The organism is Thermus thermophilus (assembly GCF_019974155.1).
GTDB classification, from domain to species: Bacteria; Deinococcota; Deinococci; order Deinococcales; family Thermaceae; genus Thermus; species Thermus thermophilus_C.
Window position 1 is genome coordinate 44,756 of the sequence record NZ_AP025158.1, and the last position, 12,207, is coordinate 56,962.

The 12,207-nt window shown below is 71.1% G+C and carries 17 protein-coding genes; 14 read left to right on the forward strand and 3 right to left on the reverse strand.

Translation table 11 applies throughout. From position 1 onward, the window contains the following. The first annotated feature begins 9 nt into the window (after positions 1-9). The 4 genes from crcB to TthTMY_RS00250 all read left to right on the forward strand — a co-directional run bounded on the left by crcB (position 10) and on the right by TthTMY_RS00250 (position 1,721). Positions 10-387 (forward strand): fluoride efflux transporter CrcB, encoded by a 378-nt coding sequence (gene crcB, locus TthTMY_RS00235; RefSeq protein WP_096413055.1) that lies wholly within the window; start codon positions 10-12, stop codon positions 385-387. 4 nt (positions 388-391) lie between these two features. Next, positions 392-724, forward strand: coding sequence for a DUF190 domain-containing protein (locus TthTMY_RS00240; RefSeq protein WP_096411405.1), 333 nt, complete (start codon positions 392-394; stop codon positions 722-724). 93 nt (positions 725-817) lie between these two features. Further along, complete coding sequence (locus TthTMY_RS00245) at positions 818-1,432, forward strand: sulfite oxidase-like oxidoreductase (RefSeq protein ID WP_096411407.1); 615 nt, start codon at positions 818-820, stop codon at positions 1,430-1,432. A 22-nt stretch (positions 1,433-1,454) separates the two neighbouring features. Next, positions 1,455-1,721: a hypothetical protein gene (locus TthTMY_RS00250; RefSeq protein WP_096411409.1), complete on the forward strand. Its 267-nt coding sequence runs from the start codon at positions 1,455-1,457 to the stop codon at positions 1,719-1,721. Here the strand turns inward: TthTMY_RS00250 and TthTMY_RS00255 are convergent. The 3 genes from TthTMY_RS00255 to TthTMY_RS00265 are packed head-to-tail and all read right to left on the reverse strand — an operon-like array spanning position 1,697 to position 3,694. Next, complete coding sequence (locus TthTMY_RS00255) at positions 1,697-2,500, reverse strand: histidinol-phosphatase HisJ family protein (protein WP_096411410.1); 804 nt, start codon at positions 2,498-2,500, stop codon at positions 1,697-1,699. The genes TthTMY_RS00250 and TthTMY_RS00255 overlap by 25 nt on opposite strands. Continuing rightward, complete coding sequence (locus TthTMY_RS00260; protein WP_096411412.1) at positions 2,490-3,089, reverse strand: hypothetical protein; 600 nt, start codon at positions 3,087-3,089, stop codon at positions 2,490-2,492. The genes TthTMY_RS00255 and TthTMY_RS00260 overlap by 11 nt, the downstream gene beginning before the upstream one ends. Before the next feature lie 14 nt (positions 3,090-3,103). Beyond that, positions 3,104-3,694, reverse strand: a complete 591-nt coding sequence (locus tag TthTMY_RS00265; protein WP_096411414.1) for a nicotinamidase — start codon at positions 3,692-3,694, stop codon at positions 3,104-3,106. A gap of 59 nt (positions 3,695-3,753) precedes the next feature. Between TthTMY_RS00265 and metF the strand changes: the two genes are divergently transcribed. From metF to TthTMY_RS00315, 10 genes are all read left to right on the forward strand, one after another. Then, the gene (gene metF, locus TthTMY_RS00270; RefSeq protein ID WP_096411416.1) at positions 3,754-4,638 is read left to right on the forward strand and encodes a methylenetetrahydrofolate reductase [NAD(P)H]; all 885 of its coding nucleotides are present in this window, start codon (positions 3,754-3,756) and stop codon (positions 4,636-4,638) included. A gap of 128 nt (positions 4,639-4,766) precedes the next feature. Next, on the forward strand, positions 4,767-5,738 hold the full coding sequence (zapE, locus tag TthTMY_RS00275; protein ID WP_096411418.1) for an AFG1/ZapE family ATPase: 972 nt from the start codon (positions 4,767-4,769) through the stop codon (positions 5,736-5,738). A 9-nt stretch (positions 5,739-5,747) separates the two neighbouring features. Next, positions 5,748-5,996, forward strand: coding sequence for a hypothetical protein (locus tag TthTMY_RS00280; RefSeq protein WP_096411420.1), 249 nt, complete (start codon positions 5,748-5,750; stop codon positions 5,994-5,996). Further along, complete coding sequence (locus tag TthTMY_RS00285) at positions 5,993-7,138, forward strand: phosphopentomutase (protein WP_096411422.1); 1,146 nt, start codon at positions 5,993-5,995, stop codon at positions 7,136-7,138. The genes TthTMY_RS00280 and TthTMY_RS00285 overlap by 4 nt, the downstream gene beginning before the upstream one ends. A 3-nt stretch (positions 7,139-7,141) precedes the next feature. Beyond that, a complete protein-coding gene (gene cdaA, locus TthTMY_RS00290) occupies positions 7,142-7,867 on the forward strand; it encodes a diadenylate cyclase CdaA (RefSeq protein WP_096411424.1) in 726 nt (241 codons plus the stop codon). Beyond that, complete coding sequence (locus TthTMY_RS00295) at positions 7,860-8,669, forward strand: YbbR-like domain-containing protein (RefSeq protein WP_096411426.1); 810 nt, start codon at positions 7,860-7,862, stop codon at positions 8,667-8,669. The genes cdaA and TthTMY_RS00295 overlap by 8 nt, the downstream gene beginning before the upstream one ends. Positions 8,670-8,674: 5 nt before the next feature. Continuing rightward, positions 8,675-9,253, forward strand: coding sequence for a peptide deformylase (gene def / locus TthTMY_RS00300; RefSeq protein ID WP_096411427.1), 579 nt, complete (start codon positions 8,675-8,677; stop codon positions 9,251-9,253). Next, positions 9,250-10,167 carry a methionyl-tRNA formyltransferase gene (gene fmt, locus TthTMY_RS00305; protein WP_096411429.1) on the forward strand — a complete coding sequence of 306 codons (918 nt, stop codon included), beginning with the start codon at positions 9,250-9,252 and terminating at the stop codon, positions 10,165-10,167. Before def ends, fmt begins: the two co-directional genes overlap by 4 nt. An 8-nt stretch (positions 10,168-10,175) precedes the next feature. After that, the gene (gene rapZ, locus TthTMY_RS00310; protein WP_223903303.1) at positions 10,176-10,997 is read left to right on the forward strand and encodes an RNase adapter RapZ; all 822 of its coding nucleotides are present in this window, start codon (positions 10,176-10,178) and stop codon (positions 10,995-10,997) included. Continuing rightward, complete coding sequence (locus tag TthTMY_RS00315; RefSeq protein WP_096411431.1) at positions 10,978-12,204, forward strand: gluconeogenesis factor YvcK family protein; 1,227 nt, start codon at positions 10,978-10,980, stop codon at positions 12,202-12,204. Before rapZ ends, TthTMY_RS00315 begins: the two co-directional genes overlap by 20 nt. The last annotated feature ends 3 nt before the right edge of the window (positions 12,205-12,207 follow it).

Below are 12,207 nucleotides of genomic sequence, written 5' to 3' on the forward strand. Positions count from 1 at the left end.
ACTTTGGGGGTGGAGCGGTACCTCTTGGTGGCCCTGGGCGGGGCGTTGGGTTCGCTTTTGCGCTACGGCCTCGGGGCCTTGGTCCAGGGAAGCCTGGGGACGGGGTTTCCCTGGAGCACGTTTTTCGTCAACGCCCTCGGGAGCTTTCTCATCGGCCTTACCCTCCGCCTCTCCCTGGAAGGGGCCCTCTCCGGCGAGGCCCGGCTCTTCCTTGCCGTGGGGGTTCTGGGGGGGTTTACCACCTTCTCCTCCTTGAGCTACGAGACCCTCGCCCTCCTCCAGGGCGGCGAGGTGGGGAAGGCCTTCCTCTACGCCCTGGGGAGCCTTTTCCTCGGCCTCTTCCTCGCCTTCTTGGGCTACCGCCTGGGCGGGGCCCTGGTAGGCTAGGCGTATGCGCTTGGAGGGCGAGGCCCTGCTCCTCCGCGTCTTCCTGGGGGAGTCGGACCGGCACGAGGGGAGGCCCCTTTACGAGGCCATCGTCCTCGAGGCCCGGCGCCGCGGCCTTTCCGGGGCCACGGTCCTCAAGGGCTTCATGGGCTTTGGGGCCCACTCCCGCATCCACACCGCCAAGATCCTCCAGCTTTCCGAGGACCTCCCCGTGGTGGTGGAGATCGTGGATACGGAGGAGAAGATCCGGGCCTTTCTCCCCGTGCTGGACGGGATGGTGCGGGAGGGGCTCGTCACCTTGGAAAAGGTGCAGGTCCTCCTCTACCGGAGCCGGTGATCCCCCAAGACGGCCTCCCCGGGCCAGCCGGGCGGGGAGAAAAGGTGGGACGGGCTCCCTTTCCCCCTCGGGGTTTGGGGCTACCTTGAGGGTATGGACCCTCGCGTGCCCCCAGGCCAGTTCGTCACGGAACGCTTCCCCATCCTCACCTACGGGGAGACCCCGAAGGTCGCCAAGGAGGCGTGGCGCCTCGAGGTCGCGGGACTCGTGGAAACGCCCCTCGTCCTCACCTACGAGGACCTCCTCGCCCGGCCCCAGGTGGAGCTCACCCGGGACTTCCACTGCGTCACCCGCTGGAGCCGCCTGGACGTGGCCTGGAAGGGGGTGCGGACGCGGGACCTCCTGGAAGAGGCCCGCCCCAGGCCCGAGGCCGTGGCCGCCTTGGTGGAAAGCTACGGGGGCTACACCACCAACCTCCTCCTGGAGGACCTCCTTAGGGAGGACGTGCTCCTCGCCCACACCCTCTTCGGCAAGCCCCTCCCCCCGGAAAGGGGAGGCCCCGTCCGCCTCGTCGTGCCCCACCTCTACGCCTGGAAGAGCGCCAAGTGGGTGCGCCGCATCGTGCTTTTGGACCACCTGGAGCTCGGCTTCTGGGAGCGGCTGGGCTACCACTGGCGGGGGGACCCCTGGAAGGAGGAGCGCTTCCAGGAGGGGCCGGTCCCCGCCCACCGGATCCGGTTTGCGGCGCGCAATAAACCTGAGCGTTAAAATGTTAGGGGGAGGTGAGGGCATGCGCCTGGAAGAGGCCCGGATCGCCGTGGACGAGGCCCTTTCCGCCTACCGCCGCTGCGTGGAGGCGGAGGTGGAGGAGTACGGTCCCGAGTACGAGCGGGTGACCTTCATGGAGTACGAGGCCCCGGCCCCCGACCCCTGCGCCGAGGCCTTCCTGCGCCTCGTGGAGGCGGTGCGGGCCTACGAGGCGGTGGGGGGAAGCCGGGAGGACCTGGACCTGGGCCGGGAGCGGGAGCGGGTCTACGAGGCCCTGGACAAGGGGTAGGCCACGGGGCTTCCTTCCACGAAGTAGTAGGCTTCCCGAAAACCGAGCCCAGCGAGGAGGGCTTGGACCTCGGGGAAGGCGAAGCCCACCTCCTCCGGGCGGTGGGCGTCGGAGCCGAGGACGAGCCCGATGCCGAGCTCCCGGGCCCTCCGGAGGAGGGCGGGGGCGGGGTAGACCTCCTTCGCCGGCCTCCTCAGCCCGGCGGTGTTCACGTCCAGGAAGAGCCCCGCCTCGGCGACGGCCCTTAGGGCGGGCTCGGCGAGCTCCAAAAGGGCCTCCTCGGGAAGGCGGTGGCCGAACTTCTTGGGGAGGTCCAGGTGGCCGATGGCGTGGAAGAGGCCGCTTCGGGCCGCCTTCTCCACCTCCTGAAAGTAGGCCCGGAAGACCTCCTTGAGGTCGCGCCAGGCGTACTCCTCCTGGTGGTCCGGGTGGTCCAGGGGCCAGGCCCCCAGGTAGTGGACGCTCCCGATGACGTAGTCAAAGGGGTAGCGGCGTAAGAGCTCGGCCACAAAGCCCTCGGTGCCGGGATGGAAGTCCGCCTCGAGGCCGATGCCCACGTAGAGGTCCTGGGCCCGTTCCCGCACCCTTTCCAGGGCGAGGAGGTAAAAGGGGAGGGCCTCGAGGCGCATCCGGCTTCCCGGGTCGTACCAGGGGGGCATGGGGCTGTGGTCGGTGAAGACCACGCCTTTAAGCCCCTTGGCCCGCGCCTCCTCCAGGTAGGCCTCGGGGTGGCCCTCCGCGTGGCCGCAGAGGGGGGTGTGGACGTGGCTATCCACCATGGGGGGATTCTACCCGCACGAGCTTCCCCCCCCAGGCGTAGGCCACCACCCCCCGTCCCAGGGCCCGGGAGAGGTCCAGGGAGAGGAAGGGGTCCTCCGCCACCTCCCCCGCCACCTCCTGGACCAGGACGGGGGTGAAGGGGGGCAGGAGGGCGGGGTAGCGCTCCAGGACGGCCTCCACCGCAAAGCGCCGGGTCCAAAGCCGCTTCAGGGCGAAGAGGGCCTCCTGGGGGGTGGAGGCCCTTTCCCCCTCGGCCTCCCCCGCGTAGCGGAGGAGGAAGGGCCCGCGCCCTTTGAGGGCTTCCAGGAAGGCCTCGGCCCGCTCGGGGAGGAGGTAGCTTTCCCGCACCGCCCGCCGGGCCTCCTCCGCGGCCCAAAGCAGCCGTTCTTCGTCTATGCGCACCCCGAAGACCCCGAGGAAAAGGTCCTCCAGGCGCTCCTTCAGGTTGTTCAGGCGGTAGAACTCCTCCTCCAGGCGCACCACCCAGGTGGGGGCCACGGGGAGGCCCAGGCCCTGGGCCCGCCGCAGAAGGGCGACCTCCCCCTCCCCTTCCGCCAGGGCGAGGGGGAGCACCCCTTTCCCGGGCACCCTACCCTCCCGCCTCAAACAAACCGCACCCCCTCGGCCCGGGTGACCTTGCCCTGGTAGAGGAAGGTCACCTGGCGCAAGGTGGCCTCGAGGTCAAAGGGGGTGAGGGCGCTGGTGGCGTCCTCGGGAAGGACCACGTTGTACCAGCGCAAGGCCGCGGACCCCGCCGTGTGCAGGACGCAGATGTTGGCCACCGTCCCCGTGTCCACCACGTGCTTGACCCCGAAGAGGTGGAGGTAGTGGTCCAAGGGGGTGCCGTAGAAGGCGTCGTAGCGGACCTTCTGGATGACGAGGTCCTCAGGCTCGGGCTTAAGCTCCTCCAGGATCTCCGCGCCCCAGGTCCCGGCCACGGCGTGCCGGGGCCAGATCTGGAACTCGGGGTCGTCCTCCCGGTGCCAGTCCTGGGTGTAGACCACCTTGGCCCCGGCCTTCCGCGCCTTCTCCAGGAGAAGCTTGATGGCGGGGACGCTTTTGGGGGCGTCGGGGACGAAGAGGGCCCCCTTGGGGTGAGCGAAGTCGTTCTGCATGTCCACCACGATGAGGGCCGTCTCCTTGGCGGGGAGTTCCACGGTTTCCACCTTGGGGATCTCGGGCACCTGGACCATGCCCTCATGGTACCCCGGCCGCCTTGACCCCGGGGAGAAGGGGGGCTACACTCGTTCGCATGAAAATACGGGACCTCCTCAAGGCGCGGCGGGGCCCGCTCTTCTCCTTTGAGTTCTTCCCCCCGAAGGACCCGGAGGGGGAGGAGGCCCTCTTCCGCACCCTGGAGGAGCTCAAGGCCTTCCGCCCCGCCTTCGTCTCCATCACCTACGGGGCCATGGGGAGCACCCGGGAGCGGAGCGTGGTCTGGGCCCAGAGGATCCGGAGCCTCGGCCTCAATCCCCTCGCCCACCTCACCGTGGCGGGCCAGAGCCAAAAGGAGGTGGCCGAGGTCCTCCACCGCTTCGTGGAAAGCGGCGTGGAAAACCTCCTCGCCCTCCGGGGCGACCCCCCAAGGGGGGAAAGGGTCTTCCGCCCCCACCCGGAGGGCTTCCGCTACGCGGCGGAGCTTGTGGCCCTCATCCGGGAGCGGTACGGGGACCGGGTCTCCGTGGGCGGGGCGGCCTACCCCGAGGGGCACCCGGAAAGCGGGAGCCTCGAGGCCGACCTCCGCCACTTCAAGGCCAAGGTGGAGGCGGGGCTGGACTTCGCCATCACCCAGCTCTTCTTCAACAACGCCCACTACTTCGGCTTCCTGGAGCGGGCGAGGCGGGCGGGCATCGGGATCCCCATCCTCCCCGGCATCATGCCCGTCACCAGCTACCGCCAGCTCCGCCGCTTCACCGAGGTCTGCGGGGCGAGCATCCCCGGGCCCCTCCTCGCCAAGCTGGAGCGCCACCAGGACGATCCCGAGGCCGTCCTGGAGATCGGGGTGGAGCACGCCGTCCGCCAGGTGGCGGAGCTCCTAGAGGCCGGGGTGGAGGGCGTCCACTTCTACACCCTGAACAAAAGCCCCGCCACCCGCATGGTCCTGGAGCGCCTGGGCCTCCGCCCCGCCTCGGGGTAGCCCTAGGCGGCTTTCGCCGCGGCGGGAGCCCTTTTCCAAGCCCTGTTTCGGGCACCCCGTGTCGTGCGGTCCCCTACGGCCCCTCCTTGGGTTGCGGGACCCGGGTGCGGCCCCTTAGCCTTAGGGCCATGCGGCTCGTGGAGCGCACCCCTGAGGTGGACCTGGACCGGCTCCTCCAGGGCTTCGTGCCCCCGCCCCGCTTCCTCGGGGCCACCTTTCAGACCTACCGGCCCGACCCCCGCTACCCCTCCCAGGCCCTGGCCAAGGAGCGGCTCCGCCGCTGGGTGCACGACCGCCCCCGGGGGTTCCTCCGCCCCCGGCTTCCCGGGCCCCAGGGGATCTACCTGGACGGGGGGTTCGGGGTGGGGAAGACCCACCTCCTGGTGGCCGCCTACCTCGAGGCCCCTCCCCCCAAGGCCTTCCTCACCTTTGAGGAGCTCACCTACACCCTGGGGCTTTTGGGCCTTAGGGAGGGGGCGAGGCGGTTTTCCGGGCTCCGCTACCTCTTCCTGGACGAGTTTGAGCTGGACGACCCGGGGAACGCCCAGATGGTCACCCACTTCCTCGCCCTCACCATGGACCGGGGCCTGAGGGTCGCCACCACCTCCAACACCCCGCCCGGGGCCCTGGGGGAGGGGCGGTTCAACGCCGAGCAGTTCCGCCACCAGATCCAAAGCCTCGCCCGCCGCTTCGCCGTGGAGCGGATTGAGGGGGAGGACTTCCGCCACCGGGACCCGGACCGCCTGCCCGACCCCCTCCCCGAGGAAAGGCTCCTCGCCCTTTACCGGGAGGACCCCAGGCCCAAGAGCCTGGACGATTTTCCCGAGCTCATCGCCCACCTGAGGCGGCTCCACCCCATCCGCTACCGCTACCTCTTTGACGGCCTGGAGGCCGTCTACCTCCGCGGCCTAGAACCCCTCCACGACCAGAACGACGCCCTGCGCTTCGTCCACTTCGTGGACCAGCTCTACAACCTGGGCCTGGACCTCAAGGCCTCCGGGGCCCCCCTGAAGGACCTCTTCCCCGAAAGCTACCGCCACGGGGCCTTCGCCAAGAAGTACGGCCGGGCCCTTTCCCGGCTCGCCGAGCTTTTGGGGTAGCATGGGGGCATGGACCTGGCGGAAAGGCTCTCCGAGCTGGCCCAGGCCCTCTTCCAGGCGAGCGCCGCGGTGGGGGTGTTGGAGGCCATAGAGGAGGTTTTGGACGAGTATAGGGACGGGGAACTCACCCTCAAGGAGGCCATGGAGGAGATCCAGGGGCTCGTGGAGGAGTTCCAGGCGGTGCGGGCCCTCTCCGAGATGTCCCCGGAGGAGCTCATGGCCATGGCCGAGGAGGAGGAGGGGGGCCTCAGGTCTTGAAGGCGGTGGCCATCGTTTTGGACTCCGTGGGCCTGGGCTACCTGCCCGACGCCCCCCTCTTCGGCGACGAGGGGGCGGACACCTTGGACCACACGGTCCTGAAGACCGGGATCGCCCTCCCCCACCTGGCCGGCCTCGGCCTCGGCCGGGTCCCCGGGGTCCACACCCTGCCCCGCGCCGAGCGGCCCCGGGGCGGGTTCGGCCGCATGCGGGAGGTGAACCCCGGCAAGGACACCACCACGGGGCACTGGGAGTTCGTGGGGATCCACCTGGAAAAGCCTTTCCGCACCTTTCCCCAGGGGTTTCCCGAGGACTTTCTCCGGGAGTGGGCCGAGGCCATCGGGGTGGGAGGGTGGCTTTTGAACCGCCCCTACTCGGGGACGGAGGCCATCCGCGACTACGGGGAGGCCCACCTTAAGACGGGCTACCCCATCGTCTACACCTCCGCCGACTCTGTCTTCCAGGTGGCGGCCCACGTGGACGTGGTTCCCGTGGAGGAGCTCTACCGCTTTTGCCAGGTGGCCCGGGAGAGGCTCGTGGGCGAGCTCCAGGTGGCCCGGGTGATCGCCCGGCCCTTCGCCGGGGAGCCGGGGAGGTTTTACCGGCTGGAGCACCTCCGGAAGGACTTCGCCCTGGAGCCCCCGAGGAACGTCCTGGACGTTTTGCGGGAGGGGGGCCTCGAGGTGGTGGGGGTGGGGAAGATCCCCGACATCTATGCGGGGCGCGGCTTCACCCGCAAGGTCAAGACGGAGGACAACCGGGACGGTCTGGAGAAGACCTTGGCCCTCATGGGAGAGCCCTTTTCCGGCCTCCTCTTCACCAACCTGGTGGACTTTGACTCCAAGTACGGCCACCGCCGCGACCCCGAAGGGTACGGGAGGGCCCTCGTGGAGCTGGACGCCTTCCTCCCGAGGCTTCTTGCCGCCTTGGGACCCGAGGACCACCTCTTCCTGGTCTCGGACCACGGCAACGACCCCACCTTCTTCGGCACCGACCACACCCGGGAGTACGGGATGCTCCTCTGGGTGGGGCCGGGGGTGGAGGGGGACTTGGGCACCCGGGAGACCTTCGCCGACCTCGGGGCCACCTGGGCCCGCCTCTTCCGCCTGGCCTGGGACGGCCCCGGAACGAGCCTTGTCTGAGCCATGCCCCTCACCTGGCGCGACCTCTTGGACATCTTCCTTGTGGGCGTCCTCCTCTACTCCCTCTACCGCATCCTCGCCGGTACCCGGGCCCTGAACCTCGTCCGCGGCGTTTTGGTCTACCTCGCCACCTGGTTTCTGGCGAGCCTCCTCGGCCTCTCCACCCTAAGCTGGATCCTGGGAAACGCCGCCACCTTGGGCGCGTTCGCCCTCATCGTGGTCTTCCAGCCGGAGCTTCGCGGGCTTCTGGAGCGGCTTGGCCGGGGCCAGGGGGCGCTTAGGCCCCCCCCGGTGGCCTTGGAGCTGGAAGAACTCCTCCTCGGGCTTCGCCGCCTGGCCGAGCGGCGCCACGGGGCCCTCCTCGCCCTGGAGCGGCGCACCCCCTTGGGGGAGTATGCGGCAAGCGGCGAGGTGCTGAACGCCCGGCTCTCCGCCCGGCTTCTGGAGACCCTCTTCTACCCCGGCACTCCCCTGCACGACGGGGGGGCCATCGTGCGGGAGGGGAGGCTGTTCGCCGCGGGGTGCGTCTTCCCCCTCTCCGAGGTGGGCATGGGCCTCGGCACCCGGCACCGGGCGGCCTTGGGCCTCTCCGAGGTGTCCGACGCCCTGGTCATCGTGGTGAGCGAGGAAACGGGGGCCATCCGGGTGGCCGAGGGGGGGAGGCTCTCCCCGCCCCTCTCCCTCGAGGCCCTGCGGGCGCGCCTCAAGGAGGTGGTGCGGGATGCGTGACTGGCCCGCCTTCCTGCTGGCCCTCCTCGTGGCCTTCGCCCTCTGGTACAGCCTCCAGGAGCGGGCCCCCGTGGTGGAGCGGAGCCTCAGGGTCCCCCTCCAGGTGGTGGGGCTTGGGGAGGGGCGGCGCGCCCTGGGCCTTCCCCGGGAGGTCCTCCTGCGGCTTAGGGGGCCTGCGCCCTTGTTGGAGGGGCGGGCCCTTCCCGTCTCCGCCTACCTGGACCTCTCCGGGGCCGAGGGGGAGGTGGTGCGGGAGGTGCGGGTGGCGACCCCTCAAGGGGTGGAGGTCCTCGAGGCGGTGCCCGCCCGGGTGGGGGTGGTGGTGGAGGTGGAGGCCCAGCGCCAGATCCCCGTGGAGGTCCTGGCCCAGGGGGCCTGGGTCCTCACCGACCCCGCCTTCGTGGAGGCGGTGGGGCCGGAAAGCCGGGTGGAGGCCGCCGTGAGCGCCGTGGGCCTGGACCTGGGGGACGAGGTGGCCCTCTTCCCCTTCGGCCCGGAGGGCCCCTTGGAGGGCGTGGAGCTCCGGCCCAACCGGGTCCGGGTGGTGGAGCGCCGGGAGGCCCTTTTCCTCAAGGAGGTGCCCCTCTCCCTGAAGCCCCCCCCGGGGCGCCGCCTCCTGGACTACGCCCCCAAGACGGTGCGCCTCGTGGGCCCGCGGGAGGCCCTGGAGGGCCTTACGGGGGTGACCGCCACCCTCCAAGAGGACCTGGGCCCGGGGGAGGCGGAGGTGGCGCTGGCCCCGGACCTCCCCCCGGGGGTCCAGACCCTGGGACCGGTTCGGGTGCGGGTTGCGCTAGAATAGCAAGGATGGTCTACCCCATCCGGCTTTACGGAGACCCCGTCCTCCGCCGCAAGGCCCGGCCCGTGGAGGACTTCTCGGGGATTAAGCGCCTGGCGGAGGACATGCTGGAGACGATGTTTGAGGCCAAGGGGGTGGGGCTTGCCGCCCCCCAGATCGGCCTCTCCCAGCGCCTCTTCGTGGCGGTGGAGTACGCCGACGAGCCTGAGGGGGAGGAGGAGAGGCCCCTGAGGGAGCTCGTGCGCCGGGTCTACGTGGTGGCGAACCCGGTGATCACCTACCGGGAGGGGCTGGTGGAGGGGACGGAGGGGTGCCTCTCCCTGCCCGGCCTCTACTCCGAGGAGGTGCCCCGGGCGGAGCGCATCCGGGTGGAGTACCAGGACGAGGAGGGCCGTAGGCGCGTGTTGGCGCTCGAGGGGTACATGGCCCGGGTCTTCCAGCACGAGATAGACCATTTGGACGGGATCCTCTTCTTTGAGCGCCTGCCCAAGCCCAAGCGGGAGGCCTTCCTGGAGGCCAACCGGGCGGAGCTCGTCCGCTTCCAGAAGGAGGCCCGGGCCTTGCTGAAGGAGCTTTCCCAGGGATGAGGGTGGCCTTCTTCGGCACCCCCCTTTGGGCCGTCCCCGTGCTGGACGCCCTGCGCAAGCGCCACCAGGTGGTCCTGGTGGTCTCCCAGCCCGACAAGCCCCAGGGCCGGGGTCTGAGGCCCGCCCCGAGCCCCGTGGCCCGCTACGCCGAGGCGGAGGGGCTTCCCCTTTTGCGCCCGGCGCGGCTTAGGGAGGAGGCCTTCCTCGAGGCCTTGCGCCAGGCCGCGCCCGAGGTGGCCGTGGTGGCGGCCTACGGGAAGCTCATCCCCAAGGAGGCCTTGGACATCCCCCCACACGGCTTCCTCAACCTCCACCCTTCCCTCCTCCCCAAGTACCGGGGGGCGGCCCCCGTCCAGCGGGCCCTCCTCGCCGGGGAGCAGGAGACCGGGGTCTCCATCATGCGCCTGGACGAGGGCCTGGACACCGGCCCCCTCTACGCCGTCTGGCGGACGCCCATCCTGCCGGACGAGGACGCCGTGGCCTTGGGGAACCGGCTCAGGGACAAGGGGGTGGAGCTCCTTCTTGAGGTTTTGGAGCGCCTTCCGGAGCTCACCCCTAGGCCCCAGGAAGGGGAGGCCTCCTACGCCCCGCCCCTTTCCAAGGAGGAGGGGCGGCTGGACTTCGGGGAGAGCGCCGAGGCCCTCTACCGCCGCCACCGGGCCGTCCAGCCCTGGCCCGGGAGCTACTTCTTCCACCGGGGCCTTCGGGTCAAGGCCCTGAGGCTCCGCCCCGAGTCTGGGGAAGGGGAGCCCGGGGTGGTGGCCCGGGTGGGGCCGGAGGGCGTGGCGGTGGGCACGGCCTCGGGCCTCCTCCTCCTGGAGGAGGTCCAGCCCGAGGGAAGGCGGGCCATGCCCGCCGCCGACTGGGCCCGGGGCTACGGCGTGGCCCCGGGGACCCGGCTCGGCCAGGTATAGTCAGGGGGATGCGCTTCCTCGTCCTCACGGGCCTCTCCGGGGCGGGCAAGACCACGGCCCGGGGTTTTCTGGAGGACCTCGGCTACTTCATGGTGGACAACCTCCCCCCCAGGCTCTGGCCCCCCCTCCTCCAGGAGGCGGCGGCCCGGGGCCTCGCCCGGGTGGGGGTGGTGGTGGACGCCCGGGCCCTGGCCTTCTTCCAGGACCTGGAGGAGGTCCTGGAGGCGTTGCGGCCCACCGTGATCTACCTCGAGGCCCGGCCCGAGGTCCTCCTCCGCCGCTACAACCTCACCCGCCGGGTCCACCCCTTGGGGGCGGGGAACCTGATGCGGGAGATTGCCGAGGAGAGGCGGGCCCTGGCGGGCCTCAGGGGGCGGGCCCAACTGGTGGTGGACACCTCGGAGCTCTCGCCTCGAGGGCTCAAGGAGGCCCTGGTTCGCCTTCTGGGCGAGGAGGAAGGGTTCCTCCTCCGCCTGGTCTCCTTCGGCTTCAAGTGGGGCCCCCCCCAGGAGGCGGACCTGGTCCTGGACGTCCGCCCCCTGCCCAACCCCCACTACGACCCGGCCCTCAGGCCCCGAACGGGCCTGGACCCCGAGGTTCGGCGCTACGTCTTCTCCGAGGCCGCGGAGCCCTACTACCGGGCCCTCCTCGCCGTGGCCGGGCTCGCGGCCGAAGGGGCGCGGGCGGAGGGGCGGGCCTTTTACACCGTGGCCGTGGGCTGCACCGGGGGAAGGCACCGGAGCGTGGCCGTGGCGGAGCGCCTGGCGGAGGAGCTTTCCGGCAGGTTCGCCGTGGAGGTGGTGCACCGGGATGTGGCGCGGGAAGGGTAGGGGCGTGTGGGCCCACCCGGCGTGGCGCTGGCTCCACCCCGGGATGCGGGTCAAGCGCTACGCCGCCCTGGCGGGCCTCGGGGTGGGGATGGCGGCCTGGGGGCTGGGCCAGGCCCTCCCCTTGCCCACCCTGCCGCCCCTCGCCGCCTGGGGGGTCGCCGCCCTGGGTGGGGGGCTTTTGGTCCTCGGGGTGCGGGCCATGAACCGGAGCATGCTTTCCGCCTTCACCCGGCCCGAGGAGGTGCCGGAACGGGTCTACGTCCGAAGGCGGCTGGAGCGGGGGCCTAGGGTCGTGGCCTTCGGGGGGGGGACGGGGCTTTCCCGGGCCCTTTCCGGCCTCAAGGAGGGGACGGCCAACCTCACCGCCGTGGTGGCGGTCACGGACGACGGGGGGTCCACGGGGCGGCTTAGGCTCGCCTACGGCCTCCCGGCGGTGGGGGACCTGGTGGACTGCCTGGCCGCCCTCTCCGATCACCCCGCCCTTCCCCGCCTCCTCGCCTACCGTTTCCGCCGGGGGGAGTTTTCCGGCCACACCTTCGGCAACCTCTTCCTCGTCACCCTGTACGAGGCGAGCGGGGACTTCGCCGAAGCGGTGCGCCAGGCCAACGCCATCCTGAACCTTCGGGGCCAGGTCCTGCCCGCCACGCCCCAGGCGGTGCGCCTCGCCGCCCGCCTCCAGGACGGGCGGAGGGTGGTGGGGGAGGTGGCCTTGAGGGAGGCCGGGGGCCGGGTGCGGGAGGTGGGGCTAGAGCCCGAGCCCAGCGTGGTCATGGGGGAGGTCCTCGAGGCCCTCCGCCGGGCGGACCTCGTCCTCCTGGGGCCTGGGAGCCTCTACACCAGCGTCATCCCCAGCTTCCTCCCCGGGCCCATCCGCGAGGCGGTGCGGCGGTCGGGGGCCCTTGTGGTCTACGTGGTCAACCTCATGACCGAGCCCGGGGAGACGGACGGGTACACCGCCTACGACCACTACAAGGCCGTGGCCCACCACCTGGGGCGGAGGCCGGACGTGGTGGTGGTCCACACCGCCCCCATCCCCGAGCCGGTGCTCCGGCGCTACGCCGCCGAGGGGCGCCACCCCGTGGCCTACGACCCTCGTCCCTTCAGGGTGGACGGGGTGCGGGTGCTGGAGGGGGACTTCCGCGAGGCGGGGGAGCTTGCCCAGCACGACCCCAAGAAGCTGGCGCGGGCGGTGCTGAAGCTGGTATAAAGG

Coding starts and splice junctions, on each gene's coding strand:
- TthTMY_RS00240 (WP_096411405.1), top strand. CDS start 392: ATGCGCTTGGAGGGCGAGGCCCTGCTCCTCCGCGTCTTCCTGGGGGAG.
- TthTMY_RS00245 (WP_096411407.1), top strand. CDS start 818: ATGGACCCTCGCGTGCCCCCAGGCCAGTTCGTCACGGAACGCTTCCCC.
- TthTMY_RS00250 (WP_096411409.1), top strand. CDS start 1,455: ATGCGCCTGGAAGAGGCCCGGATCGCCGTGGACGAGGCCCTTTCCGCC.
- TthTMY_RS00255 (WP_096411410.1), bottom strand. CDS start 2,500: ATGGTGGATAGCCACGTCCACACCCCCCTCTGCGGCCACGCGGAGGGC.
- TthTMY_RS00265 (WP_096411414.1), bottom strand. CDS start 3,694: ATGGTCCAGGTGCCCGAGATCCCCAAGGTGGAAACCGTGGAACTCCCC.
- metF (WP_096411416.1), top strand. CDS start 3,754: ATGAAAATACGGGACCTCCTCAAGGCGCGGCGGGGCCCGCTCTTCTCC.
- zapE (WP_096411418.1), top strand. CDS start 4,767: ATGCGGCTCGTGGAGCGCACCCCTGAGGTGGACCTGGACCGGCTCCTC.
- TthTMY_RS00280 (WP_096411420.1), top strand. CDS start 5,748: ATGGACCTGGCGGAAAGGCTCTCCGAGCTGGCCCAGGCCCTCTTCCAG.
- cdaA (WP_096411424.1), top strand. CDS start 7,142: ATGCCCCTCACCTGGCGCGACCTCTTGGACATCTTCCTTGTGGGCGTC.
- TthTMY_RS00295 (WP_096411426.1), top strand. CDS start 7,860: ATGCGTGACTGGCCCGCCTTCCTGCTGGCCCTCCTCGTGGCCTTCGCC.
- def (WP_096411427.1), top strand. CDS start 8,675: ATGGTCTACCCCATCCGGCTTTACGGAGACCCCGTCCTCCGCCGCAAG.
- fmt (WP_096411429.1), top strand. CDS start 9,250: ATGAGGGTGGCCTTCTTCGGCACCCCCCTTTGGGCCGTCCCCGTGCTG.
- rapZ (WP_223903303.1), top strand. CDS start 10,176: ATGCGCTTCCTCGTCCTCACGGGCCTCTCCGGGGCGGGCAAGACCACG.
- TthTMY_RS00315 (WP_096411431.1), top strand. CDS start 10,978: ATGTGGCGCGGGAAGGGTAGGGGCGTGTGGGCCCACCCGGCGTGGCGC.